This is a genomic window from Gemmatimonadota bacterium (assembly GCA_016714015.1).
Taxonomy (GTDB): Bacteria; Gemmatimonadota; Gemmatimonadetes; order Gemmatimonadales; family Gemmatimonadaceae; genus Pseudogemmatithrix.
In genome coordinates this window covers 400,981-425,919 of record JADJNZ010000006.1, presented here as the reverse complement: position 1 = coordinate 425,919, position 24,939 = coordinate 400,981, and the positions used below count along the sequence as shown (strand labels likewise).

27 protein-coding genes are annotated in these 24,939 nt (G+C 71.5%); 16 read left to right on the top strand and 11 right to left on the bottom strand.

Features of this window, described 5'->3' with window-relative positions:
• The first annotated feature begins 29 nt into the window (after positions 1–29).
• The 7 genes from IPJ78_14165 to IPJ78_14135 all read left to right on the top strand — a co-directional run bounded on the left by IPJ78_14165 (position 30) and on the right by IPJ78_14135 (position 6,721).
• On the top strand, positions 30–329 hold the full coding sequence (locus IPJ78_14165) for a DUF4286 family protein (protein ID MBK7907691.1): 300 nt from the start codon (positions 30–32) through the stop codon (positions 327–329).
• Positions 317–1,039, top strand: a complete 723-nt coding sequence (locus IPJ78_14160) for a hypothetical protein (protein MBK7907690.1) — start codon at positions 317–319, stop codon at positions 1,037–1,039. Before IPJ78_14165 ends, IPJ78_14160 begins: the two co-directional genes overlap by 13 nt.
• A complete protein-coding gene (locus IPJ78_14155; GenBank protein MBK7907689.1) occupies positions 1,036–1,452 on the top strand; it encodes a DUF393 domain-containing protein in 417 nt (138 codons plus the stop codon). Before IPJ78_14160 ends, IPJ78_14155 begins: the two co-directional genes overlap by 4 nt.
• Before the next feature lie 127 nt (positions 1,453–1,579).
• On the top strand, positions 1,580–2,776 hold the full coding sequence (locus IPJ78_14150; GenBank protein ID MBK7907688.1) for a tetratricopeptide repeat protein: 1,197 nt from the start codon (positions 1,580–1,582) through the stop codon (positions 2,774–2,776).
• A complete protein-coding gene (locus IPJ78_14145; protein ID MBK7907687.1) occupies positions 2,773–4,410 on the top strand; it encodes a PDZ domain-containing protein in 1,638 nt (545 codons plus the stop codon). Before IPJ78_14150 ends, IPJ78_14145 begins: the two co-directional genes overlap by 4 nt.
• 41 nt (positions 4,411–4,451) lie before the next feature.
• Positions 4,452–6,029 carry a hypothetical protein gene (locus IPJ78_14140; protein ID MBK7907686.1) on the top strand — a complete coding sequence of 526 codons (1,578 nt, stop codon included), beginning with the start codon at positions 4,452–4,454 and terminating at the stop codon, positions 6,027–6,029.
• Positions 6,029–6,721, top strand: coding sequence for a hypothetical protein (locus tag IPJ78_14135; protein MBK7907685.1), 693 nt, complete (start codon positions 6,029–6,031; stop codon positions 6,719–6,721). Before IPJ78_14140 ends, IPJ78_14135 begins: the two co-directional genes overlap by 1 nt.
• 6 nt (positions 6,722–6,727) lie before the next feature.
• Here IPJ78_14135 and IPJ78_14130 read toward each other — a convergent pair whose 3' ends face one another.
• The 5 genes from IPJ78_14130 to IPJ78_14110 all read right to left on the bottom strand — a co-directional run bounded on the left by IPJ78_14130 (position 6,728) and on the right by IPJ78_14110 (position 11,717).
• On the bottom strand, positions 6,728–7,357 hold the full coding sequence (locus IPJ78_14130; GenBank protein ID MBK7907684.1) for a nucleotidyltransferase family protein: 630 nt from the start codon (positions 7,355–7,357) through the stop codon (positions 6,728–6,730).
• A complete protein-coding gene (locus IPJ78_14125; protein ID MBK7907683.1) occupies positions 7,350–8,411 on the bottom strand; it encodes an XdhC family protein in 1,062 nt (353 codons plus the stop codon). Before IPJ78_14125 ends, IPJ78_14130 begins: the two co-directional genes overlap by 8 nt.
• A gap of 3 nt (positions 8,412–8,414) precedes the next feature.
• Positions 8,415–10,673, bottom strand: a complete 2,259-nt coding sequence (locus IPJ78_14120) for a xanthine dehydrogenase family protein molybdopterin-binding subunit (GenBank protein ID MBK7907682.1) — start codon at positions 10,671–10,673, stop codon at positions 8,415–8,417.
• 5 nt (positions 10,674–10,678) lie between these two features.
• Complete coding sequence (locus IPJ78_14115) at positions 10,679–11,155, bottom strand: (2Fe-2S)-binding protein (protein MBK7907681.1); 477 nt, start codon at positions 11,153–11,155, stop codon at positions 10,679–10,681.
• 76 nt (positions 11,156–11,231) lie between these two features.
• Positions 11,232–11,717, bottom strand: a complete 486-nt coding sequence (locus IPJ78_14110; protein MBK7907680.1) for a hypothetical protein — start codon at positions 11,715–11,717, stop codon at positions 11,232–11,234.
• A gap of 176 nt (positions 11,718–11,893) precedes the next feature.
• Here IPJ78_14110 and IPJ78_14105 point away from each other — a divergent pair, with 176 nt between their 5' ends.
• On the top strand, positions 11,894–13,351 hold the full coding sequence (locus IPJ78_14105; protein MBK7907679.1) for a PLDc N-terminal domain-containing protein: 1,458 nt from the start codon (positions 11,894–11,896) through the stop codon (positions 13,349–13,351).
• A 27-nt stretch (positions 13,352–13,378) separates the two neighbouring features.
• Here the strand turns inward: IPJ78_14105 and IPJ78_14100 are convergent, their stop codons facing one another.
• On the bottom strand, positions 13,379–13,870 hold the full coding sequence (locus tag IPJ78_14100) for a DUF456 domain-containing protein (protein ID MBK7907678.1): 492 nt from the start codon (positions 13,868–13,870) through the stop codon (positions 13,379–13,381).
• Positions 13,871–14,044: 174 nt separating this feature from the next.
• Between IPJ78_14100 and IPJ78_14095 the strand changes: the two genes are divergently transcribed.
• From IPJ78_14095 to IPJ78_14085, 3 genes are all read left to right on the top strand, one after another.
• The gene (locus IPJ78_14095) at positions 14,045–15,736 is read left to right on the top strand and encodes a sodium:solute symporter (protein MBK7907677.1); all 1,692 of its coding nucleotides are present in this window, start codon (positions 14,045–14,047) and stop codon (positions 15,734–15,736) included.
• A 113-nt stretch (positions 15,737–15,849) separates the two neighbouring features.
• Entirely contained in the window at positions 15,850–16,761 is a 912-nt protein-coding gene (rocF, locus tag IPJ78_14090; GenBank protein MBK7907676.1) for an arginase, read from the top strand.
• Positions 16,762–16,814: 53 nt separating this feature from the next.
• Positions 16,815–17,909, top strand: a complete 1,095-nt coding sequence (locus tag IPJ78_14085) for a hypothetical protein (protein ID MBK7907675.1) — start codon at positions 16,815–16,817, stop codon at positions 17,907–17,909.
• A 24-nt stretch (positions 17,910–17,933) separates the two neighbouring features.
• Here the strand turns inward: IPJ78_14085 and IPJ78_14080 are convergent, their stop codons facing one another.
• On the bottom strand, positions 17,934–18,368 hold the full coding sequence (locus tag IPJ78_14080) for a Rieske (2Fe-2S) protein (protein ID MBK7907674.1): 435 nt from the start codon (positions 18,366–18,368) through the stop codon (positions 17,934–17,936).
• On the opposite strand from IPJ78_14080, the gene IPJ78_14075 reads away from it, so the two are divergent.
• Genes IPJ78_14075 through IPJ78_14065 form a run of 3 tightly spaced genes read left to right on the top strand, consistent with a single transcriptional unit; the run spans position 18,367 to position 20,467 of the window.
• On the top strand, positions 18,367–19,788 hold the full coding sequence (locus IPJ78_14075) for a TCR/Tet family MFS transporter (GenBank protein ID MBK7907673.1): 1,422 nt from the start codon (positions 18,367–18,369) through the stop codon (positions 19,786–19,788). The two genes, IPJ78_14080 and IPJ78_14075, sit on opposite strands and share 2 nt — an antisense overlap.
• A 37-nt stretch (positions 19,789–19,825) precedes the next feature.
• Positions 19,826–20,032, top strand: coding sequence for a hypothetical protein (locus IPJ78_14070; protein ID MBK7907672.1), 207 nt, complete (start codon positions 19,826–19,828; stop codon positions 20,030–20,032).
• Positions 20,033–20,050: 18 nt separating this feature from the next.
• Positions 20,051–20,467 (top strand): hypothetical protein, encoded by a 417-nt coding sequence (locus IPJ78_14065; protein ID MBK7907671.1) that lies wholly within the window; start codon positions 20,051–20,053, stop codon positions 20,465–20,467.
• Positions 20,468–20,625: 158 nt separating this feature from the next.
• On the opposite strand, the gene IPJ78_14060 is transcribed toward IPJ78_14065, so the two are convergent.
• Together IPJ78_14060 and IPJ78_14055 are read right to left on the bottom strand one after the other, a co-directional pair.
• Positions 20,626–21,261, bottom strand: a complete 636-nt coding sequence (locus tag IPJ78_14060; protein MBK7907670.1) for a hypothetical protein — start codon at positions 21,259–21,261, stop codon at positions 20,626–20,628.
• 1 nt (position 21,262) lies between these two features.
• A complete protein-coding gene (locus tag IPJ78_14055; GenBank protein MBK7907669.1) occupies positions 21,263–21,703 on the bottom strand; it encodes a hypothetical protein in 441 nt (146 codons plus the stop codon).
• 125 nt (positions 21,704–21,828) lie between these two features.
• Between IPJ78_14055 and IPJ78_14050 the strand changes: the two genes are divergently transcribed.
• The gene (locus IPJ78_14050) at positions 21,829–22,110 is read left to right on the top strand and encodes a 4a-hydroxytetrahydrobiopterin dehydratase (protein ID MBK7907668.1); all 282 of its coding nucleotides are present in this window, start codon (positions 21,829–21,831) and stop codon (positions 22,108–22,110) included.
• 32 nt (positions 22,111–22,142) lie between these two features.
• Positions 22,143–23,195, top strand: a complete 1,053-nt coding sequence (locus IPJ78_14045) for a hypothetical protein (GenBank protein ID MBK7907667.1) — start codon at positions 22,143–22,145, stop codon at positions 23,193–23,195.
• A 51-nt stretch (positions 23,196–23,246) separates the two neighbouring features.
• Here the strand turns inward: IPJ78_14045 and IPJ78_14040 are convergent, their stop codons facing one another.
• Positions 23,247–24,071, bottom strand: coding sequence for a hypothetical protein (locus IPJ78_14040; protein ID MBK7907666.1), 825 nt, complete (start codon positions 24,069–24,071; stop codon positions 23,247–23,249).
• Positions 24,072–24,144: 73 nt separating this feature from the next.
• A complete protein-coding gene (locus IPJ78_14035; GenBank protein ID MBK7907665.1) occupies positions 24,145–24,936 on the bottom strand; it encodes a DUF4097 family beta strand repeat protein in 792 nt (263 codons plus the stop codon).
• Positions 24,937–24,939 lie beyond the last annotated feature (3 nt).

Here is a 24,939-nt window from a genome sequence, read left to right as displayed (position 1 = left end):
CGACCGTTCACTGCCCCAGGAGACCGCGCGTGATCACGTATGAAGTCACCGCCAGCGTGCGCGACGACCTCCGGGGTCGCTACGAGGTCTATCTGCGCGAGCGGCACATCCCCGATGTGCTCCTGACAGGCCTCTTCGAGGGCGCGGATCTGCTGCGGGACGATGATGGGCGCTTCCGCGTCCGGTACGAGATGGCGGATCGCGAGACGCTCGAGCGTTACCTCGTCACCCACGCGCCGCGCCTGCGGGCCGACGTCGCGGCGCACTTCCCGGACGGGATCGTCTTCGAACGCGCGGTGTGGAGCGCGCTGATGGCATGGCCGCACTGACCGTCGTCCGGCGAAGCCTCCTCGCGCTCGGCTTCGTCCTCGCCGCCGCCTCGCCGCGCGTGGCGGCGGCGCAGGCCGATTCGCTCGCGCCGCGCGAGCTCGTCGTCGTCGCGCACGGCATGGGCCGCTCGCCCATGTCGATGTGGCCGATCAAGAAGGCGCTCGAGGCGGAAGGGTACGAGGTCCTCAACTTCGGCTACTCGAGCTACTGCTGCAGCATCGCCGAGATCGGCGAGAAGCTGCGCGCCGAGCTGGCGCGCACCGTCGGGCCGCAGCACACGCAGGTGCACTTCGTCGGGCACAGCCTCGGCAACATCGTCATCCGGTACGTGCTCACGCGCGACACGCTCCCGCCGCGCGTGGGGCGCGTGGTGATGCTCGCGCCGCCCAACCAGGGGGCGCATGCCGCGAACACCTTCGCGCCGTTCGCCGGCTGGCTGCTGCGGCCGGTCAGCGAGCTTCGCGCCGACACCGCGGCGACGGTGCGGAAGCTCCCACGCGTGCGCGACGTGCAGATCGGCGTGATCGCGGCGCGCGACGACCGGACGGTGAAGCTCCCCGAGACGCATCTCGCGGAGGAGACCGCGCACGTGGTGGTCGGCGGCGGCCACTCGTTCATCATGCGCCGCGAGGACGTGAAGCGGCAGCTCGTGGCCTTCCTGCGCAGCGGCCGCTTCGTGGCGGAGCACGAGGTCGTGGCCTCGCCGTGAGCGCGGGCCCGATCCTCCTGTACGACGGCGACTGCGCCTTCTGCGCACGTTCGGTGCAGTTCCTCCTGGCGCACGACCGGCGTCGGGGTGACGCGCGCTTCGCGGCACGGGAGGGGGCGGCCGGCCGACGGCTGCTCGCCGCGCATCCGCGCGCGGCCGCGGTCGATTCGCTCGTGTGGATCGACACCGAGGGCGGTGTGGAGCGCGCCGAGGTGCGGTATGCGGCGGTCCTCTCGATCGCGCGCTACCTCGGCGGGCTCTGGGCGCTGCTCGCCGGGTTCGGCTGGTTCCTCCCGCGCCCGGTGGGCGATGCCGCGTACGACTGGGTCGCGCGGCGCCGGCGGCGCCTGGCCGGCGGGGCGGATGCGTGCGTGGTCTTCACGCCGGCCGAGCGGGAGCGGGTGCTGGACTGAGGGTGGTCGGACGGGGTGGCGTGTCGGGACTTCCTTGACCCGACGCGACCCGTCTTGACGAGCGTTGTACCGGGCGGGAAGTTCGCGGCGTCCGAGCACCCCACCCGGCCATCATCCCGAGGTCCGCATGCGCTCGTCCGCCATCCTGTTGCTCGCCGTGCTCCTCTCCGCCCCGGTGCAGTCGCAGGCACGACTCGGCGCGGTGGAGCGTCGTCCGCGTCTCGCCGCCGACGCCGACACCAACGACGCCAACGCCTACTTCGCCCATGGCGCGCGGATCCTCGAGGAGAAGCCCGCCGAGGCGGCACAGGCGTTCTACTGGGCCGCGCGGCTCGATCCGAGCTCGGCGGATGCGCTCGACGGGCGTCGTGCCGCGATGATCATGCGGCGGCCGGCGACGCTCAAGATGCACATCGAGGGCGGACGCCGCGCGCGCGAGTCGAAGGAGCTCAAGGCGCTCGACTCGCTCGCCCTGCGTGCCCTCCGGCTCGATCCGCTCTACTACCGGAAGTACGACCACACGATGCTCATGACGTACTACCGGACCCTCATGCGCGCCGACTATCCGACCGCCTCGCCGATGGAGATCGATCGCGTGATCCGCGACTATCTCTATAGCGGGTCGGCGTACATGCGCGCGTGGGTGGCGTACGGCGAAGGGCGATTCCAGCCCGCCCTCGCCGACTACGAGCTCGCGATGAAGCAGAGCCGCACGCCCGGCTACATCCGGCTCGAGCGCGGTCGCGTGTACGCCCTGCAGGGGATGTTCCCGGCGGCCATCGCGGAGTTCCGGCTCGCGAGCGAGGCCCTCGCCAAGCGCGAGAACGACCGTGACGAGGACGTCGTGTTCTACAACTCGCGCGCGATGGTGGAGCACAGCCTGGCCCTCTCCTATGGGAAGAGCGGGCAGCTCGACTCGGCGCGCGCCGCGCTCGGGCGATCCATCGGCGAGGACCTGTCGTACTTCATGGCGCACGTCGAGCTGGGTCGCCTCGCGCTGGCAGCCAACGACACCGTGACGGCGGTGAGTGAGCTCGCGCTCGCCGCGGACCTCGCGGTCGATGAACCGTACGTCCACTACCTCCATGGGAGCGTGCTGCTCTCCGCGGGGCAGGCGGCCGACGCGATCGCGCCGCTGCGGAAGGCGATCGAGCTCGAGCCGCTGCACGCGGCCTCGCACTTCGAGCTCGCCCAGGCGCTGGAGCGTTCCGGCGACAAGGCGGAGGCGCGCGCGAGCTACCAGCGGTTCCTGACGATGGCCGCGCGGCGCGACGTCGCCCGGCGGAACCAGGCGACCGAACGCGTCGCCGGGCTCCAGCCATGAGCCGCGTCACCGGTCGCCGGGCGTACCCGCGGGGTGCGCGCCCGCTGCCTGCGGCGGCACTGGTCGTCGCGCTGACGGCCGCCGTCCCGTCGCTGGCCGCGCAGCAGCGCCTTCCGGCCGACACGGTGAAGGCGGCGCCGGCGATGACGCGGCCGCGCACCGTCGCCGAGGACCTGCAGCTCTTCTCGCAGGTCTTCAACCAGATCCGCGTCAACCATCCCGACTCGCTCGACTCGCATCGACTGTTCCTCTCCGCGATCCAGGCGATGGTGCAGGCCACCGACCCGCATTCGTACGTGATCCCGGCCGTCCGGCTCTCGCCGGGGAAGGAGGCGGAACTGCGCGCGGGGAAGCTCCATCCCGTGCCGGTCGACTTCACGATGTCGGGCGGTGCCGCGGTCGTCGCGCGCGTCGCGGCCGGGACGCAGGCGGCGCGGCAGGACATCCTGCCGGGTGACGAGCTCCTCGCGATCGACGGACATCCGATGCGCGCCGAGAGTCCCACCGAACTGGAGATCGAGCTCGCGGGGCCGCGCGGCACCACGGTCTCGCTCACGCTCGAACGTCGGCGCCCCGACGGGACGTACGCCACGCTCACTCGCGTGGTGAAGCGCGAACGGTTCGACGGGGAGACGGCGGTCCCCGCGGCGCTGTTGCTCGATGCGACCACGGGCTACATCCGCATCACGACCTTCGCGGCCGAGAACGTCGCGGCCGATCTCCGTGCGGCCGTGGACCGCCTCGAGAAGGCCGGGATGCGTCGACTGGTCCTTGACCTGCGCGACAACGGCGGTGGCAGCGTGGCCGAGGCGTCCGCGGTCGCGGGCGAGTTCCTTCCCGAACGGACCATCGTGTACACGTCGGAGGGACGTCGAGCGGCGGCCGTCGACACGGGGCGGGTCCGTCGATCGTTCTTCCGTGGCGACCGGAACTACCCGATCGTGGTGATGATCGACGCCGGCACGGCGAGCGCCTCCGAGCTCGTCGCCGGCGCGTTGCAGGACCATGATCGCGCGGTCATCCACGGGCAGCCGAGCTTCGGGAAGTCGCTCATGATGCAGGGCTTCCCGCTCTCGGATGGCTCCGTCATCGTGCTCGTGATCGGCCAGGTCCGGACGCCCTGCGGGCGCGCGGTGCAGCGGCAGTACCGGGACCTCACGAGCCGCGAGTACTATCGCGCGGCACGGGCGGAGCGCGACACGATCGGACGTCCGACGTGCAAGTCGGCGAGCGGACGGACGCTGTACGGCGGTGGGGGCATCTACCCCGACGTGCGCACGCCGCGTCCGGCGGACCCGCCGTCGTGGGTCGCGCGCGCCGCCGAGCTCGACCTGCCGATCAAATGGGCGAACACGTACGTCTCGTCGGCGGGCGCATCGCTCACGACCGCGGACGCGCTCGCCGCGGCCGGGCTCCCGGCCACGGCCTTCGCGTCGTTCCGCTCCCTCGCACGGGAGAGCGGCCTCAGCATCCCGGATGGTGCGGACGCGGACGCCCTGTTGCAGACGCGGCTGATGGAGGTGGTCGCGTACGTGCGATTCGGGAACGCGGGGCTCTATCTCGTGGAGGCGCGGACCGATCCCGCCGTGCAGGATGCGATGCAGCAGTTCGGGCGGTTCTCGGGTCGCCCCTGAGCGGGCGCGAACGGCGCGACCGACGAGGGGTAGATTGCGTCATGGGCCGCGTCGCTCGCCGGGTGCTCCTCGCAGGGTCGGCGATGCTCGCGTCAGCGAGCGTCGCCGGTGCGCAGACGCCGGCGCGCGAACGTCCCCCCGCCGCGCCCGACTCGATCCTCGCGCCCGGGCCCGCCGGGGGCGGCTTCCTCGAGTGGCGCACCTCGATCGCCGCGCGCGGGCGCACCGGCGCCTCGTATCTCGTGGACGGCGAGCGGTACCAGATCCTCGTGCTCACGCCGATGGCGGTGGACGCGCTCGCGCAGGATTCCTTGATCGTGAAGGCCACGCGGGGGTGTCAGCGCGCGCTCGCCCTGTCCGATGCGCAGGTCGCGTCGACCGACACGATCGATCCATGGGCCGCCTTCGACTCGGCAGCGCGGGCCCGGCCGCTGGTGGCCATCGCGATCTACCCGAAGGAGCAGCGGCGCTTCGACTGTCACGCGGGCGTCCTCGCGCGATTCGCGGCGCTCTCGCGCGGGGCCCTCTACGGCGCCTTCGGGCCCGTGCGCGCGTTCGAACAGGTCGCCAGCGCCGAGATGCGACGTGATGGGCTCGTCGAGCCGACGCCGCTCACGGGGCGCGCACCGGTCACGAAGGTGACGCGCACGCAACTCGTCGTCGACGGGAGCGAGCAGGTGCGCGTCTGGATCGACCCGCTCGCGTTCTCCCCCGATGCCGAGGGGCGCGTGCCGCGGCTCGAGGTGCACGTCTACAATCCGGTCGATCCCGAACCGGATGTGCTCCCGCTCCCCGATCGGCTCATCCGCGCGGTCTGGCAGCAGATGCTCCCCTGGCACGCGCGGACGCTCGACGCCGCGGACGCGTCGCTCGCCCTGCCGCCAGTCGAGTTCGCCGCACCGACCGACTCGTCGCTGCGCGTCGCGCACGAGGCCTTCACCCGCGGCGCGCTGGGTCTCGCGGCCTCGGAGGCGCTGACGCGGCTCATGTTCCAGCCGCGGCCGCCGCAGCACGAGATCCGCGATGCGATGCTCGCGTCGGCGGTCGCCTTCTCGCTGCGCGACCGGGATCCCGAGGCGCTCTCGCTCATCGCCGACGTGATGGACGTGTACCCCTGCCTGACGCTCGCCCCCGAGGCGCCGGCCTCGCTCCGCGACATGGCGGATGCCTCGCGGAAGCCGGCGCGCTGCACGTCGATCCCGCTGCCGGTGATCGCGCTCCGGTCGGTGATCCCGGGCTATGGGCAGGCGACCGGGCCGCTGCGTCGTCGGCTCGCGCTCACCGTGTTCGCGTCCACGGCGCTCACGTACACCGCGGCGGAGGGTGCGCGAGGATTCGCGCGGAAGTCGTACCGCGAGTACCAGGCGTACCAGGGCGGGGACTTCCCCGACGCGGTGACGCGCTACAAGCGGGCCCAGAACGCGCGCACCGCGGGGAACGCGCTCACCGTCGCGGCGGCGGGACTATGGATCGGGGCCGGCATGGAGGCCGTGTGGAACGAGTGGCAGCACGCGCGACGCCTCGCCGACGTGCGCGAGGTCGGACGGCCGCGCACGCGGCGCGTGGAGGTCCTCCCGGCGCTCACGACCGGCCACCTCGGTCTCCGGGTGCGGTTCTGATGCCGAGGTCCTCGCGCGCGTTCGCCTGGGTCGCCGTCGCGACGGTCCTCCTCGGGTGCCATCTCGAGGAGCCGTTCGTCCGCGACAATCACTGGGACCCCGATGCGTCGGCGACGAAGACGCTCATCGCGCCCGATTCGACCTTCTCGATCGGGGAGCGATTCACCGTGACGCTGCTCACCGATCCACCGCTGCCGGCGGGGCAATCCGGGATCGTGTGGACCTCCAACGGCCTCGCCAATCCCGAGACGCAGGTGTTCGCCGGGGGCTACGCCGAGTTCGTGGTCACCAAGGCGCACGCGGGTTACCTGCCGGTGGCCGTCTCCGCCCGCTTCGGCGACGTCATCGTCTCGACGACGGTCATGGTCGGACAGAAGCTCGCCACCTTCGACCTCTTCTGCGGGAGTGCCGCGGCACCCGTGGCCTGCGATGCAACGCCGCTCGCCGTCGGCGCCACGCGCGTGGTGAGGAGCCTCATGCGCGACGCGAACACCAACGACCTCGTGCACCGCGAGTTCCTCATGCAACGCGCGGTGACCGTCTCGCGCGACCCCGCGGTGCTCTCGTTCGCGCCCACCGCGGCCAACGCCAATGGCGCGTGGACCGTCCTCGGCGTCGAGCCGGGTGCCACCTGGCTCGTCGTCACCGCCGACGGCGTGCGCGACTCGGTGCGCGTGGTCGTCGGGCCCTGAGGCCTGTCAGCGGGTGAGCGCCGCGTAGTCCTCGGGCGTGTCGATGTCGCGCAGCGCGGGTTCGGGCCACTGGTGCACGCGTGCCTCGTGCAGGTGCGCCCGCACGACCGCCTTGCCACATCCCTCGCCGTGCCACGCGAGGAGTTCGGGCCAGAGGGCGCGCGGGAAGAGCAGCGGTGGCGCGAGCACCTCGCCGTAGCGCGAGACCTCGAGCGGCGTCCCCGCCGCGCGCCACGATGCGACGAGTGCATGGAGCATCGGCGTCGTCACATGCACCATGTCGGCGAGCAGCACCATCGTGGCCGCCACGTCGTCGTCGAGCGCCGCGAGCCCGGCGTGGAGTGACGCGCTCGTGGGTCCGGTGGGGTCCGGACTGGTGGTGAATCGCACGTCGAGCCCCTCCAGCGCACCGCGCACCGCCTCGGCCTCGTGTCCGAGCACGACGATCACCGGGGCGAGGCCGGCGTCGAGCGCCCGACGGGCGGCGCGGCGGACCATCGGCTCGCCGTCCACCGCGAGGAGCTGCTTGGGACGTCCCATGCGACGCGACGCACCGGCGGCGAGCAGCACCGCTCCCACGCGCGCGTCGGTCCGTGCCTCGCGCACCTTCTCGAGGTGCGCCGCGTCGTCACTCACCCGGCGCGTGGATCGGTGCCGCCCGTTCGCGGAGCGACCGGGGCCGGCGTCCGCTCCGCACCGCGAGCAGCTCCGCCACCACCGCGAGCGCGACCTGCTCGGCGCCATCGGTCCCGATGTCGAGTCCCACCGGCCCGAAGATCCGCGCCTCGTCCAGCGGTCCCTCGGCCCGCAGGATGCCGAGGATCCGATCGGTGCGTTGCCTCGGCCCGAGCACGCCGAGATACCGCACCGGACTCTGCAGCAGCGCGCGCAGGTAGTCGGTGTCGTCGGCGAAGTGGTGCGTCATCACGACCGCGAAGCTCTCCGCGTCGAGCACCACGCGCTCGCCGAGGCGTGCGGCGTCGGTCTCCACGAGGCGCACGGTCGCGGGGAACCGCTCGCGGGCGAGCAGCCCGGGACGCCGGTCGGCGACGACCACGCGGAAACCCACCGCATCGGCGAGACGCGCGAGATGTCGCGCGTCGTCACCTCCGCTCACCACCAGCAGTCGCGGTGGCGGCGTGAGCACGTCGACGAACCACTCGCGCCCATCGCGCGTCTCGAGGCGCGAGGTGCTGTCACCCATCCAGTCGCGCGCCTCCGCGCCGACGAGCACGCGCCCGGCCGCGGCATGCGCGGTCCCCGTGCGCGCCTCGAGCGCGGCAGCGACATCGGTGAGGACGACGAACGGCTCCTCGTCGCGCATCACCGCGTCGATCCCCGCGTGGCGCGCGGAGACGGGCTCGATGAGCAGCTCGACCTCGCCCTCGCAGCCGACCCCGAGGTCCCACGCGGCGATCTCGTCCCCGCCGCCGCAGTACGAGCGTCGCTCGGCGACACCGGTCGCGATCACGCGTCGGGCCACCTCGCGCACGTCCTCCTCGAGGCAGCCGCCGCTCACGTTCCCCGTGATCGCGTCGTCCGCCCCCACGACGAGCTTCGCGCCCTCGTGCCGGTACGCCGAGCCCCGCACGCGGATGACCGAGGCGAGCGCCGCGCGCGCGCCGCCGCCAGCGGCGTCACGCGCGGCGATCGCCTCGAACACCTGGCGCGACTCGAGCCACTGCTTCACGCCTCAGCTCCAGCTGAGGTCGTGGCGCGAGAGCGGCAGCGAGCGCACGCGCTTCCCCGTCGCGGCGAAGATCGCATTGGTGACCGCGGGGATCACCGGCGGCAGCGCCGGCTCGCCCATCCCGGTCGGCGGGTTGTCCGTGATGTGGAAGTGCACCTCGACCGGCGGCGCCTCGGTGATGCGCAGCAGCTCGAAGTCATCGAAGTTGCTCTGCACCGTCCGGCCACCCTCGATGGTGATCTCCTGCTTGAAGGCCTCGGCGAGGCCGTCGAGCACCGACCCTTGCACCTGCGCCATCGCGCCGCTCGGGTTGATGATCTGGCTCCCCACGTCGCCGGCGACCCAGACCTTCACGACCTTCACCTCGCCGCTCCGGCTCACCGTCACCTCCGCGACCTCCGCGAAGTAGCCGCGGTGGCTGTAGTGCATCCCGACGCCCATGCCGCTCCCCTTGGGCAGCGTGCGCTTGCCCCAGCCCGACTTCTCGGCGACGAGTTGCAGGACACCGCGCATGCGCTCGGCGTTCACCGCGGCCGGCGGCGTGCCCGCGACCGCCGGGATGGTCGCCGCCTGGGCGAGCAGGTCGAGCCGGAACTGGACGGGATCCTTCCCGGCCGCGAGCGCGAGTTCGTCGATGAACGACTGGTAGACGAAGGCGATGGCGTTGCTCGTCGGCGCGCGAAGGAATCCCGTCGGCACGCCGAGGGGCATCTTCGAGACGCCGAACCGGAGATTGGGGATGAAGGCGACGGGGAACTCGGTCGGCCCGATGCTCGCTGCCGGCGCGAAGCCCTGCCCCTCGCCGAACGTGACGAAGTGGTTCTCCCACGCGACGAGCTTGCCCGCGGCGTCCACGCCGCCCTTGAGGCCGTGCCAGCCCGCCGGACGATAGAAGTCGTGCTGCATGTCGTCCTCGCGCGTCCACGTGAGCTTCACGGGGACACCCACCTGCTTGGCGATCGCCGCCGCCTCGACCATGTAATCGTTGTTGAGCCGGCGCCCGAAGCCGCCGCCCCCGCGCATCATGTGGATGCTGATGTCCTCGGCCGCGATGCCGAGCGCCTGGGCGACGAGCCCGCGTCCACCGGCCGGCGCCTGCGACGGCGCCCAGATCTCCATCTTGCCGTTGGCGAAGTGCGCCGTGCAGTTCTGCGGCTCGAGCGGCGCGTGCGCGATGAAGGGGTACTCGTAGGTCGCGGTGACGGTCTTCGCCGCGCCGGCGATCGCCGCGGTGCAGTCGCCGTCGTTGCGCACGACCTGCTGCGGTGCCGCGGCGAGGAGCTCGGCGGCCTTGGCCGAGAAGGCCGCGCTGGACTGCTGCGCGGTGGGATGGTCGGCCCACGTCACGCGGAGGCGACGGCGCGCCGAGCGCGCGTGCCAGAAGGTGTCGGCGACGATCGCGACGCCGGGGAGGAGCCCCGCGAGGTTGGTCCCGCCCTCGACGATGAACGCGTGCTTCACGCCGGGGAGCGCCTTGAGCTGCTCGACGTTCGCGCTCGCGACCTTCGCCCCGAACACCGGCGCCTTCTCGTAGACCGCGTGCAGCATCCCCGGCAGCTGCACGTCGATGCCGAACAGCGGCTGGCCGGTGACGATCTTCCGGTTGTCGATCCCGCGCGTGAACTTGCCGATGATCTTGTAGTCCTTGGGGTCCTTCACCGGCACGCTCGCCGGCGCGGGCACCGGCATGGTCGCCGCCTTCTCCGCGAGTGATGCATACGTCGCGCGTCGGTTCGACGCGCGATGATGCACGACGCCCACGTCGGTGGTGCACTCGCCCGCCGGCACGTTCCAGGTCGCGGCCGCGGCCGCGATGAGCATCTGCCGCCCGGCGGCGCCCGCCCGGCGCAGCGGCTCCCAGTTGGTGGGCGTCGCGGTGCTGCCACCGGCGACCTGCCGCCCGTACTTCGCCTCGTCGGCCATCGCGAGTTCGATCGTGATCGACTCCCACGGCACGTCGAGCTCCTCGGCGATGAGCATCGGCAGCATGGTGCGGATGCCCTGACCCACCTCGGGGTTCTTCGAGATGATGGTGATCGTGCCGCTCGACGCGATGCGGATGAACGCGTTGGGCGTGAACTCGCCCGCCGCGGCCGTCGCCGCTCCGACGATCCCTGTCCCCTCGGTCGCGCCGAGCAGGGCAGGGTGGGTGAGGTCGAGCAGGGTGCCGAGCAGGAATCCGCCACCGGCGACGGAGCTGACGCGGAGGAAGTCGCGGCGGTCGAGGCCCTTCGCCGTGGTGTCGCGGGGTTCGGTCGTCATGCGCCTCACTCCCGGTTGCCGTTGGCCGCGGCGATGGCCGCGGCGCGATGGATGCCGTCGCGGATGCGATGGTAGGTCGCGCATCGACAGAGGTTGCCGTACATCGCGGCGTCGATGTCCTCGTCGGTGGGCTTCGGGTTCTTCGCGAGGAGGTCGGCTGCCTGCATGATCTGGCCGGCCTGGCAGTAGCCGCACTGCGGGACGTCGAGCTCCTCCCATGCCTTCTGGAGCGGGTGCGCGGCGTTGGCGGCGAGTCCTTCGATGGTGGTCACGCGGCGGCCGCCGAGCGCGCTGGCGGGGATCTGACAGGCGCGCTGCGCCTCGCCGTTCACGTGGACGGTGCAGGCGCCGCAGAGCGACTCGCCACACCCGTACTTGGTGCCCTTCAGGTCGAGGACGTCGCGCAGCACCCAGAGGAGGGGCATGTCGGACGGGACGTCGACCGTCCGCGGGGTGCCATTGACCGTGAACGTGACCTGCATTGCGCGCGGCTCCTTGAGGGGTCTGGCCTCAAGTTCGCGCCTGCGGCGATGCGCCGCAACGCGGGAGACCGGCCGATCAGGGGCGGGTGCGTCGGTACAGCCCCTCGGTCACCGGCGGGTCCTGGTAGAACACCATCGGTTCCTCCGTCCGGATGTTCGAGAGGTCCACCGGGACGACGAGGAAGGCGCGCGTCCGGACCGTCGACGTGAAGACGTAGCCCGAGTCCGAGGTGGTCCAGGTGCCGACGTCGATCACCGTCTCGGCACGGTCGAGGACGCCGGTGACGAAGATCCGGAGCCAGTACCGCTGCTCGTAGCTGCCGTCGACGTTCACGCTGAGCCAGCCCGAGTCGGCGACGGACCGCTCCTGCGTCACGCCGATGATCCGCGTGGAGACGGTCGAGCCGAGGACGCTGTCGTTGAGGGTATTGAGGAACCACTGTCCCGACCCGAGCGGGATGCTTGTCGGGGCGACCGGCGCGAGTCCCGAGTCATCGCAGGAGGCGATCGTGGCGGCCGAGGCCAGCACGACGGCGATTCGCTTGAAGGCGTGGAGGCGCATGCTCGGGTCCCAGGGGTCGCGCGGCAGGGCGCGCGAAGGATGGGTGGACGACGGGCCCGGAGTGGACCCTCGCATGAATCTATGACGATCCGCGGCCCCGCGGGTCTCGCCTCGCGGGCCGTCCGCCCCCGTGACGCCCATTACATTCCCAAGCGTATGGCCCCCGCGACCTCCCGATGCTCTCGTCGCTGCTGAACGGCCTCCCCGGCTGGTGGCCCTATGCGGCCGGTGCGCTCATCGCGGTCGCCAACCTGGTCGCGAGCGCGCATGTGGTCACGCGCAAGCGCGACGTGCGCTCGGCGATCGGGTGGGTCGGCCTCATCTGGTTCGCGCCGGGCATCGGGCCGCTGTTGTACGCCGCGTTCGGGCTCAACCGGATCCAGCGCCGGGCGGGCCAACTGCATCGGGAGCGCCGCCGGTTGCAGCTGTCGACGCCGAGCGCCCTCAGCATCGCCCGCACCGGCACCGACTCGTCGGTGGCTCCCGAGCTGACGCAGCTCGCGCGCGTCGGCGAGCTGCTGTCAGGGCGGCCGCTCCTGCGAGGCAATCAGGTGCGGGTCCTGGCGAATGGTGACGAGGCATACCCGGCGATGATCGAGGCGATCGATGCCGCTCGGCGCACGGTCGCCCTGTCGTCCTACATCTTCGGGTCCGATGCGGCGGGGACGCGGTTCGTCACCGCACTCGCCGCCGCGGTGCAGCGTGGGGTGGAGGTCCGGGTCCTGGTCGACGGGTTCGGGGCGCGGTACACGTGGCCTCCGGTGCACCACGCGCTGGCGCGCGCGGGCGTGCCGGTGCGGCTCTTCCTGCCGCGCGTGCACGAGGCCGGACTCGCCTTCTTCAACCTGCGCAATCACCGGAAGATCCTCACGGTCGACGGTCGCATCGGCTTCACCGGCGGCATGAACATCCAGGCGCGGAACGTCCACGCCGATCGGCCGGCCCGGATGGTGCGCGACCTCCACTTCCGCATCGAGGGGCCCCTCGTCGGGCAGATGCAGGAGGCGTTCGCGGAGGACTGGGCCTTCGCGACGCGCGAGATCCTCGACGGTCCCGGCTGGTTCCCCGCGCTCGCCGAGATCGGGACGACCACTGCGCGCGTCCTCACCGACGGCCCCGACGGCGACCTGGAGGTCACGCGCACGGTGATCCTCGCCGCGATCGCCTCCGCGCGCGAGTCGATCCGCATCGTCACGCCCTACTTCCTGCCCGACGCCGGACTGATCGCGGCCCTGGGCGTCGCCGCGCTCCGCGGCGTGCGCGTGGACGTCGTGCTGCCCTCCGAGGTGAATATCCCGGTCGTGCAGTGGGCGGCGACGGCGCAACTCTGGCAGGTCCTGCGCCCCGGCTGCCGCGTCCATCTCACTCCCATGCCGTTCGACCACAGCAAGGTGCTGGTCGTCGACCGCAAATGGGCGCTCGTCGGCTCGTCCAACTGGGATCCACGCAGCCTGCGCCTCAACTTCGAGCTCGATGTGGAGCTCTACTGCAGCGCGTGCGCCGCGGCGCTCGACGATCTCGTCGGCGCGCGCATCGCGTCGGCACGGGAGGTCTCGCTCGAGGAAGTGGACTCGCGCACGCTCCCGGTGAAGATCCTGCACGGGCTCGCACGGCTGCTCTCGCCGTACCTCTAGGAGCGCCGACGCTCGATCGGCGCCCGGTCAGAGCGCCGAGACGACCACGATCACCGCGACGACGACGCCGATGCCGACCTTCGCGCCGGCGGCGAGGACACGGCCGATCAACGCCCCCCACGCGACGCGCCCTGCCAGCTCATGCTCGCCGTGGACGGTGTACTCCATCGCGAGCGCGCCGAGGAACGCCCCCGCGAACGACCCGACGATCGATCCCACCACGGGGATCGGCACGCCCACGACTGCGCCGACGAGTCCACCGAGCAACGCGCCCCAGCCTGCGCGCCGCGACCCGCCGTACTTGGACGCATACCGCGTGGCGAGCATCCACTCGAGCGCCTCGGCGACGAGCGCGAGGGCGACGCCGACGAGCGTCGCGGTCCACGAGACCGATGCGGTGGGGTCGACCGACTTCCAGATCCCGACGCCGGCGAGGAACGCCCAGGTGCCGGGCAACCCGACCGCGGTGAGCGGCAGCGACACCAGCGCACCGACGGCGAGGAGGATGATCGGGAGCATGCGGAAGATGTAGCGGCTCGTTCGGCGCCGCGCCATCTACCCTCTGCCCGCCGCCGCGCATACTCTTGACCCATGTCCCAACGGTTCCGGGAGAATCTCGTCCGCGTCATCGCGATCCAGGTCGTGACCCTCGTGGTGCTCTGGCTCCTCCAGCAGCGCTACGCGGCCTGACGGATGCACTGGATCAACTGGGTCATCGTCGCGGGCTATCTCTCGTGGGTCGTCGGCGACGGCCTCCGGCGCGCGAGGGGCGCGACCAACATCGAGGCGTACTTCCTCGCCAATCGCTCGCTCCCTTGGTGGGCGGTCGGGCTCTCGGTGATGGCCACGCAGCTCTCGGCGATCACCCTCATCGGCACCACCGGTCAGGGCGCGACCGACGGGCTCAAGTTCGTCCAGTTCTACTTCGGCCTGCCGATCGCGATGGTGATCCTCGGGGTCACGCTCGTCCCGTTCCTGCACGGGGCCAAGGTCTACACCGCGTACGAGTACCTCGAACGCCGCTTCGACGCGCGCACGCGGTCGCTCACGAGCCTGCTCTTCCTGCTCTCCCGCGGCATGTCCGCCGGCGCGATCATCTCGGCCCCCGCCGTCGTGCTCTCGGCGATCTTCGGGTGGCCCCTCACGTGGTGCGTCGCGCTCATCGGCGTGCCGACGGTCGTCTACACGGTGCTCGGCGGCGTCCAGGCCGTCACCTGGGCCGACGTCAAGCAGATGTTCGTCATCGTCGCGGCGGTGCTCGCGATGGTCACCGTCCTCGTGATGCGCATGCCGGTGCCGCTGGACGACGCCTTCGCGATCGCCGGCGCGGCCGGGCGGATGCAGGTCTTCGACTTCTCGTTCTCGCTCACCAACCAGTACACCTTCTGGTCGGGGATCATCGGCGGGACGTTCCTCATGCTCTCGTACTTCGGCACGGACCAGAGCCAGGTCCAGCGCTATCTCACGGCGAAGTCGGTGGACGAGGCGCGCAGCTCGCTGCTCATGAGCGCGTACTGGAAGATCCCGCTCCAGGCGATGATCCTGCTGCTCGGTGTGCTGGTGTTCCTCTACTACACCTTCTCGCCCGCGCCGCTCTACTACAATCCGGCGCACCAGCAGGCGATGGCCGCCGCGTCGCCGGGCACGCTCGACTCGCTCACGGCGCGCTATGGCGCGGTGACGACGGCCCGTGCCGACGCGGCGCGCGCCGCCGCCGCGGCCCGTGCCACGGGTGACGCCGCCGCGACCGCGGCCGCGCTCGACGCGTACCGCGCGCAGGAGCGCGAGGCCGGCGCCGTCCGCGCCGTCGCGCTCGCCGCCGCCGGGAAGGTCACCGGGCAACCGACGCGCGACGTCAACTACATCATCCCGCGCTTCGTCATCGACCACCTGCCGCTGGGCTTCGCCGGCGTCTTCCTCGCCGCGGTCCTTGCGGCGGCGATGAGCTCGATCGCCGCCGAGCTGAACTCGCTCTCCACGGCGACGGTCGTCGACTTCTACCAGCGCCGGTTCAAGACCGACGGCGACGATGCGCACTACCTCGCCGTCTCCAAGTGGGCCACCGCGCTCTGGGGCGCCTTCGCCTGCGTCGTCGCGACGTACGCGGCGAGCCTCGGCTCGCTCATCGAGGTCGTGAACCGGTTCGGCTCGTTCTTCTATGGATCGATCCTCGGCGTCTTCCTCCTCGCGATGATCCCGCGCGCGCGCGCGCTCGGCGCCTTCGTCGGGCTCATCGCCGGCATGGCCACCGTGGGCCTGATCAGCTGGCAGGTGCCGAGCATCGCCTTCCTCTGGCACAACGTGACCGGCGCGGTCACGGTCGTGACCGTCGGGATGCTCTTCAGCCTCATGGCCCCCGCGCCGGAGCCCGCCCGCGCGGACTGAGCGGGCCGCCGGGGGGTGGGAGGATATGCTCGCCCCCGCGCATACGGCCTGCATCCGGTGCATGAGCATGCGCGCCCCTTCCCACCGCGCCGCGCCGGGTTAGCGTCAGGCCCATGACCTCCGTCCGCATCATCGGCGTCCCCATGGACCTCGGCGCCTCGCGCCGCGGCGTGGACATGGGCCCGTCCGCCGTCCGCTACACCGACCTCCGCGACCGCATCGAGAAGCTGGGCATCCAGGTCGCCGACACCGGCAACGTGAGCGTGCCCTTCCGCGAGGACGCGGCGAAGGGGGCGCAGCGCGGCGCCCGCTACCTCGGCGCGATCACCGACGTCTGCACCGACATCGCGTCGCGCACGCGCACCGCGCTCGAGGCGGGCGACTTCCCCGTCGTGCTCGGCGGCGACCATGCGCTCGCCGCCGGCTCCATCGCCGGGGCGGCCGCGTACCTCGCGCGCAAGGAACAGCGCCTGGGCGTGCTCTGGGTCGATGCCCACGGCGACCTCAACACCCCCGCGTCGTCGCGATCGGGCAACGTGCACGGCATGCCGCTCGCGGCCCTGCTCGGCCACGGCGACAAGGCGATGACGACCATCGCCGGCGAGCGCGCGGCGCTGCAGGCGAGCGATGTCGCCCTCATCGGGCTGCGCGACCTCGACGCCGCGGAGCGCACGCACATCAAGAAGTGGAACCTCTCGGCGTTCACGATGCGCGCGCTCGACGAGCGCGGCATCCGGGCCGTGCTCGAGGAGGCGATCGCCGTGGCGGCGCGCGACACCGGCGGCATCTGGGTCTCCTTCGACATGGACGTGATCGATCCCGACGAGGCCCCCGGCGTCGGCACCGCGGTCCCGGGCGGGATGACCTATCGCGAGGCCCACCTCGCGATGGAGATGCTCGCCGACAGCGGCAAGCTCATCGGCCTCGACATGGTCGAGGTGAATCCCGTCCTCGACGAGCGCAACCGCACCGCCGAGATCGCTTGCGAGCTGATCCTGAGCGCCCTCGGCCGCCGCATCCTCTGACCCCGGTCGCGCGGCCCACCGCGCGTCCCCGAGCACCATCCATGCCCGAGACGATCCGCTACGTCCCGCCCGACCTCACGCGCGCCGACCTCGTCGCCGCGCCCGCGGCGCGCACCCAGGTCGCCGACCGCGACGGCGTGCTCCCCGATGGCTTCTTCGCGACCACCAACCTCCCGACCTACGTGAAGGGGGCGGACGGTCGCTGGACGATGCCGCGCGAGCCGCGGATGGACGGCGTGCTCGTCCGCGGCGCGGACGGCACCTGGTGTGTGCGCGAGGGGCGTCGCGTGAAGCGCGGTGACGAGATCGTGTTGGGGAGCGCCGAGGACGGGAGCGAGGGCGTGCTGGTGCACGCGTCGGGATTCGCGGGCGAGGCGGGGGCGCACGGCGACTTCCACTTCATGAGCAGCCAGGTCTCGCGCGAGAAGCCCATCGACTACCGACAGATCGCGCGGATGCTGGTCGAGGAGAAGCGCCGCGGCGGCTACGTGCTGTGGGTGACGGGGCCCGCGCTCGTCCACTCGCGCGCGCGCGACAACCTCGTCTGGTTCATCCGCAACGGCTACGCGCAGGCGCTGCTCGCGGGGAACGCGGTCGCGGTGCACGACATCGAGGCGAACATCGTCGGCACGACGCTGGGGATGACGAGCGAGGGCGACCCGACGGTGGGCGGGCACGCGGCCCACATGCGGGCGATCAACGCCGTCCGCCGCGCCGGGTCGATCGAGGCCGCGGTCGCCGACGAGATCATCACGGGCGGCATCATGCACGCCTGCGTGGTGGAGGGGGTGCCCTACGTCCTCGGCGGATCGATCCGCGACGACGGTCCGCTGCCGGGTGTGTTCACCGACAACGTCGAGGCGCAGAACGCGACGCGCCAGCACACGATCAAGGCGACGATGGCGGTGATGATCGCGACGGCGCTCCACTCGATCGCGGTGGGGAACATGCTCCCAGCGTACTACGAGGATGCGACCGGCGAGCTGCGCGAACTGCCGACGATCTGCGTCGATGCGAGCGAGTTCCTCGTGAGCAAGCTCAAGGACCGCGGCACGCACCAGGCAGTGGGGGTGGTGACCAATGCGCAGGACTTCATGAGCATCCTGCGCACGGCGGTGGAGAAGGAGGTCGCCGGCACCGCGGACTGACCGCGTGCCGGCGACCCCTCCCGCTCAGGCGACCTTCACCCCGGCGGCGGCCCAGCCGGCCGCGTCGCGTTCGATGTCGATCGCGGTCGTCGTGTCGACCACGACCTTCCCGCCCTCGAGCCGGACCGGGTAGCGGTCGAGGCTCCGCGGCGACTTCCCCTGGATGCGCGTGCCTTCCGGCTGGAAGGTGCTCTTGTGCTTGGGGCAGTAGAAGCGGTTGTTCGCCGCCTCCCACTGCACCATGGTGCCGCGGTGCGGGCACTCGAGGCCGAACGCGTGCACCATGCCGCGATACCGGACGAGGATGAGCTTGTTCGCGCGGTCGATCGTCGCGCCGTCGGCGGCGGGGACGGCGAAGGTGACGGTCCCGAGCGCGGCGAGGCCGGACGCGTAGTCGCGCGCCATCGCGTGGAGGGGAGCCGCGCCGCCGGCGATCGCGGTCAGCGCCGCCACCGCCATGAGCCCGTCGCGCAGGAAGCCGCGGCGGCCGGTGTCGTGGTCGCAGTCATGTCCGCAGGCGTCAGGCGCCGCGGCCGAGGTCGTGTGCGAGTGCGCTTCGTGCCGGTCCGACATTCACGCTCCGTGTTCCGGTTGCATATTGGACGCCGTCCACCACCAGACGTTACCCCAGCACCGACCCGCCGTGCCACGCCGCGCCGCCCTCGCCTTCATCTTCGTGTCGCTGGTGCTGGACATCGTGGCCTTCGGGATCGTCATCCCGGTGCTCCCGCAGCTCATCAAGGGCTTCCTCGGTGGCGACACGGCGCGCGCCGCGGAGTGGTACGGGATCTTCGGGACCACCTGGGCCGGGATGCAGTTCGTGTGCTCGCCGCTCCTCGGCGCACTGTCGGATCGCTTCGGTCGGCGGCCGGTGCTGCTGCTGTCCATCCTCGGCCTCGGCCTCGACTATTTCCTCATGGCGCTCGCGCCGAGCCTGCTGTGGCTCTTCGTGGGCCGGGTGCTGAGCGGGATGACCGCGGCCGGGTTCGCGACCGCGACGGCGTACATCGCGGACGTGACCCCGCCGGAGAAGCGCGCCGGGGCCTTCGGGATGGTGGGCGCGGCGTGGGGATTCGGGTTCATCGTGGGGCCGGCGGTGGGCGGACTCCTCGGCGCCCAGGATCCGCGCCTCCCGTTCTACGTCGCGGGGGCCCTCGCGATCGTGAACGCGCTCTACGGCTTCTTCGTGCTGCCGGAGTCGCTCCCCCCGGAGAAGCGCGCGCCGTTCGACCTCGGTCGCGCCAACCCGGTGGGCTCGCTGCAGCTGCTCAAGGGACACCCCGAGCTGCTCGGCCTCGCGACGACGAGCTTCCTGTACAGCCTGGGGCACACCGTCTTCCCGAGCGTCTTCGTGCTCTGGGCGGGACACGTGCTCCAGTGGGACGCCAAGCAGGTCGGCTACGCGCTCGCGCTCGTGGGGGTCGCGAACGTCATCGTGCAGGGGGGACTGGTGCGTCCCTTCGTGAAGCGGCTGGGCGAGCGCCGCGCGCTCGCGATCGGCGCGACCTTCGGCACGCTCGGGTTCTTCCTCTATGGCATCGCCGGCACGGTGCCGGTGTTCTGGCTGGGGGCGGTCTGCTACGCGCCGGCGGGGTTCTTCAACCCGTCGCTCCTCGGCCTGATCTCGCAGCGCGTGGGCCCGTCGGAGCAGGGACGGGTGCAGGGCGCGAACAGCAGCCTGATGGGGATCGCCGGGATGCTCGGACCGGGGCTCTTCACGGCGGCGTTCGCGTGGGCCATCCGCGATGGTGCGCGCTGGCACCTGCCCGGCCTGCCGTTCCTCATCGCGTCGGTGCTCTTCGCCACGGCCGGCGCGCTCGCCATGCGCACGACGCGTCCGGGACGCACTGGCGCGGCGGTCACGGCGCAGGCATCGTAGCAGGGCGGGGCGCAGCACCCACAATCCAGGAGGCGCGATGACGTTCACGGTGGAGGCCCAGTCGATCTGGGACCAGGTCCCGGAGGCGACACGCGCCAAGCTGCTCGACAGCGGCTTCTGCGCGCACTGTCTCACCACGCGGCACTTCGAGCTCCTGGAGGGTGAGATCCGCGGCAAGGACCTCGCGCTCATCGGCAAGTGCGGCACCTGCGGGCATCGCGTGGTGCGGCTCATCGAGATCTGACCCTCTTCCCCTCGGCCCATGCGGAACCTGCTTCGGACCCTCGCGCTGGTGTGGTCGCTCGCTCTCGTCTCGACGCGCGCGGAGGCGCAGCGGTGGCGGGAGATCGGGACGACGTCGGATGGGAACAAGGTGTACGTGAATCCGGCGACGATCGTGCGGACGGACTCGGTGGTGTCGGCGACGGTGCGGGTGGTCTATGCGACGCCGAAGGCGACGCCGAAGGGGCCGATCACGGGGTCGCGCGCGGTGGCGATGTTCCGGTGCCGGGAGCGGCAGGTGGCGGTGAAGGAGACGATCATCTGGCATGATGAGGCGAAGGGGACGGTCTTCGAGAAGCGGACGCCGCGGGTGCCGGGGTATGGGCCGGTCTTCAACTCGAACTTCTCCGGTGTTGCGCTTCGGTATCTGTGTGAGGCGCCGGCTTCTCGGCCGTGATGCGAGGGGAGGGATGCGGGGTGCGGGGTGCGGGATGCGGGAGATGCGATACGTAGTGCGGGAAGCGGGGCGGGGCGCCTTGGCGCCTCGCCCCGCTTCGGTCATTTGCATCCGTGTTCTGCTTTCCACTTTCCACCTTCCACCTTCTGCGCTCCGTCTCAGAACCTCAAGAACCGCTCCAGCCGCCCGACCTCCTTGGCGTTCACGTACTTGCCGATCTCGCGGCGGAAGTGTTCCGGGCCGGTCCAGGGGCGGTACTCCTTGAACTCGCGGAGCATGCGCGGGCCGAACGAGGGGATCGTCATGAGGTCCTCGTCGCTGGCGGTCGTCGGGTCCATCGGGACGAAGGTGTACTGCTCGAGGCGCGCGACCTCGTCGGCGTTCACGTACTTGCCGATCTCGCGGCGGAAGACGCCCATGTTCGCGTAGGGGCGGTACTCGAGGAACTCGCGGATCATGCGCGGGCCCATGCCCGGGATGAGGGCGATCTCCTCGCGGGAGGCGCCGTTGAGGTCGATGTGGACCCAGAGCTTCGGATAGAGTTCCGCGCGCTGTTCCTTCGTCAGCTTCGGGGCGAGGAAGGCGTCGAACGCGGTCATGCTCGCGAAGGGGCGCGCGGCGACGAGTTCCTTCGCGAGCGCCGGCGTGACGTGCGGCATCGTCGCGAGGTCGGCCTCGGCGGCGGTGTTCGCGTCCTTGATCGTGACCGGCTTGCCCACCTGCGCGAGGAGGGGCGCGGCGGAGAGGACGAGGGCGCTGAGCGCGAGGCGCGCGCGGGAACGGAAGGTGTGCATCTCAAGGGTCCTTGGAGGAGAGGGCGGGGTGCTTGTAGGCGTAGAGCAGGCCGAGGAGTCCGAACTGGACGAGGGTGCCGGGCGCGAGTGTCGGCGCCTCGCCGCGGATGACCGCGAGCCACAGGTCGAGGCCGAGCAGGCTCGGGTCGAACTCGCGTTCCATCTCGAAGTTGCCGCGGAGATGGAGGAACATGCCGATGGGGCCGGCGGCGACGAGCAGCAGCATGACGGCCTGCAGGGCGCGCAGGCTGGTGCGCGAGCCGGAGACCCAATGCCACGTGGTGACGACGAGCGTGAGCGTGAGGAGCCCGAAGGGGACGAACTGCGGGGTGTCCTCGTAGTGCTCGAGCAGCACGAGCTCGCCGATGAGGCCGGCGGCCCCGATCATCAACAGCACGAGGAGACCGCGGCGGAGGAGCGAGAGCGATTCCTGTGCGTTCACGAAGAGTGGGGCTCGAGGACCTGACTGGGGGTTGGACGCTGCATAAGCTTGAACGTAAGCCGAACGGCCCGCCACTTCACGCCGGAGCCGATCCCGGTGCACTCCCCCCGAACACCGGAGCCGCCATGGGCCACGTCCCCGTCCTGTCCGATCTCGAGATCCAGCGCCGACTCTCCGCCCTGACCGGATGGCAGCGTCAGGGAAATGCCCTCCGGCGCGTCTTCACCTTCGCCGGCTTCCCCGAGGCGGTCGCGTTCGCCCAGACCCTCGTGATTCCGGCCGAGTCGCTCGGACACCATCCGGACCTGGATATCCGATTCAACCGCGTGATCGTCCTCCTCTCGACGCACGATTCGGGGGGTATCACCGAACTGGACTTCGCGCTGGCGGAACGGATCGTCGGCTGAGGGTGCGCGGCTCTCATCATTCAGGGGGATGGATGTCGGTGCAGCGATCGAACGAGCGACGGCGGATCGGGGCGTGGTCCGCGCTGGCGGGTCTCGTGTTGTGGGCGAGTGCCTGCAGCGATGCGACGGGGACGCCCGGCCCGGCGACGCAGATCACGCTGAACGCGGGGGACGCGCAGGCGGTCGTCGCCGGCGCCGCAGTGCCCACGCTCCCGTCGGTGCGCGTGACCGATGCTTCCGGGCGCGGCGTGAACGGCGTGACCGTGACCTTCGCGGTCGCGAGCGGTGGCGGCGCCGTCACCGGCGCGACGCCAACGACCTCGGGGGACGGCGTCGCCGCGGTCGGGAGCTGGACGCTCGGCGGCACCCCCGGGGAGAACACGCTCACCGCGACCGTCGCCGGTCTGACCGGCAGCCCGGTCACCTTCACCGCCACGGGCGCCGGTGTCGCATTCCGCGTCGCGAACGGGGTGGCGACCGGGACCGGTGCGAGCGTCGTGCTGCCCGCGGTGAGCATCGCGGGCGCGAACCGCCTGCTGATGTGCGTGCTCTCGGTCGAACCGTTCGACTCGCCGATCGTGGCCACGAGCATCGCGCTCGATGACGGCGCCGGCGGCGGCGCGCAGGCGCTCGCGGCGCTCGGCACGCACTACAACGCGCCGTCGGACGGCCGCCACTGGGTGACGTACTCGCTCGTCGCCCCGACGGTCGGCACGCGCCGCCTCATCGCGACGCTCTCCGCGAGCGCGAACTGGACCGTCGCCTGCGCGAGCTATGCGGGCGTGGACCAGGTCGCGCCGTTCGGCATCGCGACGACGAGCGCGGGGTCCGCCGGATCGGCCTCGCTCACGGTGACGTCGAACGCCGCGGGCTCGCTGCCGTGGGCGCATCTCTTCTCCACCAACAGCGGCTTCGCCGCGGGTGTCGGGGCGACATCACGGCAGGCGACGGCGACCGGTGCCTTCTCGGCCATGGTGGACGGCGACGTCCGCATCGGCGTCGCCGGGTCGCACACGTTCAACTGGACGTATGCGGGGCAATACGGAGGACAGGCCGTGATGCTGCGGCCGGCCGCAGTGCCGTGATCGCGCGCGAAGGCCCGGCCATCGGCCGGGCCTTCGCCGTCGCGGCATCCGCTACGGGGCGGTGCCGTCCGCGCCCAGCTTCCGGAGCGCCACCTCGCCGTTGATCGAGAACGCGTGCACCACGCGCGTCCCGGCGCCGATCCGTCCGGTGATCTTCTTCGCCTCCGTCTTCACGCCGGCCGGCGCGAACGCGCTCGACGCGCTCCCGTTCGCGACGCCGAGGTCGAGGACCGCATCGTCGAGCGACGGCAGGTAGATGAACGCGTTGCCGTTGAGCGTCTTCGCGAAGATCGAGTCGGTGTTCGCGAGCGACGACATGCGGATGTCGACGCTGCCGTTGAGCGTCTCGCCCTGCACGGGGCCCACGGCGGTGACGACGCGGATGTCACCGTTCATCGTCGAGGCCTGGACGGGCGCGGTCGCGGCGGCGACGATGTCACCGGAGATGTTCTGCAGGTCGAGGCGCACCCCGGCGGGGACATCGACGGTGAAGAAGACCTTGGCGTCGTTGCCGTCGAGCTCGAGCTTGGCCGAGTAGTCCTGGACGGTGCACTTGCCCTCTCCCCAGACCGCGCAGATGAGCGCGCCCGTCGGGACGGTCGCGCCGGAGAGATGCAGCGACTTGTCGGGATCCCCGCCGCGCCACTCGAGGCGCGCGACCACGCGGACGGTGTCGTCGGCGCTCGGCCGGACCTCGATGTCGCCGGCGAAGTCGCGGATGGTGACCGTCTGGCCGGCCGGGACCACACCCTCCCACACGAGGGCATTCTGGCGGACCTGCAACGGTCCCTTCGGCTCGTCGTCGCACCCCGCGACGACGAGGGCGGCGACGACGAGCGACGACAGGCGGGACGCGACGAACGGACGACGGTTCATGCGAGGCTCCGGTGGCGGATGCCCCAATCTACGGCCCGCGCGAGGATGGGGTTTCCGCGCGGGCCGTCGCGGACTACGGCTTCCGCAGCCGGATGCTGCCGTTGACGGTGCCGGCGCGGATCATCGGGCCACCGGTCCCGATCTTGGCGCGGATGCGGCGGGGATTGATCTGGCCGTCGAGGGTGAGCGGGAAGTCGGTCTGGATGCGCCCGTTCACCGTCGAGAGGTTCACGTTCGCGTTCGTCCCCTCGGCCAGTTCGATGGTGATCGAGCCGTTGACGGTGCTGTACTCGAGGTCGCTCGTGTTGCGGGCGGTGGTGCGCACGGTGATGCTGCCGTTCACCGTCTTCGCCTCCACGCGTCCGGCGGTCGAGCGCGCCTCGACGTTGCCGTTGACGGTGTTCGCCTCGATGTCGCCGCTCGTGCCGTCGACGGTCATCCCGCCGTTCACGGTGGAGGCGTTGACGCGTGCGTCGGCGGGGATGCGGACGGTGAAGTGCACCGAGACGTCGTTGTTGCGGTCCCAGCTGCGTTCGCCGTCCCGGTTGCCGTGATAGCCATCCTCGTCGCAGGTGGAGCGCTCGCCCCACAGCGCGCAGATGATGATGTCGCCGTTGCCACCGCCGGTCTGCCGCGCCTCGATGCGCACGTCATCCGGGTCGCCGCGCCGCCACCGCTTCTCGGCGACGACCTCCACCGTGCGGCCGGTGCCCTGCTCGAAGGTCACCTCGCCGTTCACGTTGCGCAGGTACACGGTGCGGCCGCTGCCGAGCTGGCCGCTCCACTTCCATTCCTTCGACTCCTGGGCGTCGGCGCCGAGCGCGGCGAGGGCGAGCAGGGCACCTGCGAGGATCGGTCGGGTCATGGG

Excerpts from the sequence above, each read along its gene's own strand:
- IPJ78_14160 (MBK7907690.1), top strand. The coding sequence starts at position 317 with ATGGCCGCACTGACCGTCGTCCGGCGAAGCCTCCTCGCGCTCGGCTTC.
- IPJ78_14150 (MBK7907688.1), top strand. The coding sequence starts at position 1,580 with ATGCGCTCGTCCGCCATCCTGTTGCTCGCCGTGCTCCTCTCCGCCCCG.
- IPJ78_14145 (MBK7907687.1), top strand. The coding sequence starts at position 2,773 with ATGAGCCGCGTCACCGGTCGCCGGGCGTACCCGCGGGGTGCGCGCCCG.
- IPJ78_14140 (MBK7907686.1), top strand. The coding sequence starts at position 4,452 with ATGGGCCGCGTCGCTCGCCGGGTGCTCCTCGCAGGGTCGGCGATGCTC.
- IPJ78_14135 (MBK7907685.1), top strand. The coding sequence starts at position 6,029 with ATGCCGAGGTCCTCGCGCGCGTTCGCCTGGGTCGCCGTCGCGACGGTC.
- IPJ78_14120 (MBK7907682.1), bottom strand. The coding sequence starts at position 10,673 with ATGACGACCGAACCCCGCGACACCACGGCGAAGGGCCTCGACCGCCGC.
- IPJ78_14115 (MBK7907681.1), bottom strand. The coding sequence starts at position 11,155 with ATGCAGGTCACGTTCACGGTCAATGGCACCCCGCGGACGGTCGACGTC.
- IPJ78_14110 (MBK7907680.1), bottom strand. The coding sequence starts at position 11,717 with ATGCGCCTCCACGCCTTCAAGCGAATCGCCGTCGTGCTGGCCTCGGCC.
- IPJ78_14105 (MBK7907679.1), top strand. The coding sequence starts at position 11,894 with ATGCTCTCGTCGCTGCTGAACGGCCTCCCCGGCTGGTGGCCCTATGCG.
- IPJ78_14100 (MBK7907678.1), bottom strand. The coding sequence starts at position 13,870 with ATGCTCCCGATCATCCTCCTCGCCGTCGGTGCGCTGGTGTCGCTGCCG.
- IPJ78_14095 (MBK7907677.1), top strand. The coding sequence starts at position 14,045 with ATGCACTGGATCAACTGGGTCATCGTCGCGGGCTATCTCTCGTGGGTC.
- rocF (MBK7907676.1), top strand. The coding sequence starts at position 15,850 with ATGACCTCCGTCCGCATCATCGGCGTCCCCATGGACCTCGGCGCCTCG.
- IPJ78_14075 (MBK7907673.1), top strand. The coding sequence starts at position 18,367 with ATGAGCCCGTCGCGCAGGAAGCCGCGGCGGCCGGTGTCGTGGTCGCAG.
- IPJ78_14080 (MBK7907674.1), bottom strand. The coding sequence starts at position 18,368 with ATGGCGGTGGCGGCGCTGACCGCGATCGCCGGCGGCGCGGCTCCCCTC.
- IPJ78_14070 (MBK7907672.1), top strand. The coding sequence starts at position 19,826 with ATGACGTTCACGGTGGAGGCCCAGTCGATCTGGGACCAGGTCCCGGAG.
- IPJ78_14065 (MBK7907671.1), top strand. The coding sequence starts at position 20,051 with ATGCGGAACCTGCTTCGGACCCTCGCGCTGGTGTGGTCGCTCGCTCTC.
- IPJ78_14060 (MBK7907670.1), bottom strand. The coding sequence starts at position 21,261 with ATGCACACCTTCCGTTCCCGCGCGCGCCTCGCGCTCAGCGCCCTCGTC.
- IPJ78_14050 (MBK7907668.1), top strand. The coding sequence starts at position 21,829 with ATGGGCCACGTCCCCGTCCTGTCCGATCTCGAGATCCAGCGCCGACTC.
- IPJ78_14045 (MBK7907667.1), top strand. The coding sequence starts at position 22,143 with ATGTCGGTGCAGCGATCGAACGAGCGACGGCGGATCGGGGCGTGGTCC.
- IPJ78_14040 (MBK7907666.1), bottom strand. The coding sequence starts at position 24,071 with ATGAACCGTCGTCCGTTCGTCGCGTCCCGCCTGTCGTCGCTCGTCGTC.
- IPJ78_14035 (MBK7907665.1), bottom strand. The coding sequence starts at position 24,936 with ATGACCCGACCGATCCTCGCAGGTGCCCTGCTCGCCCTCGCCGCGCTC.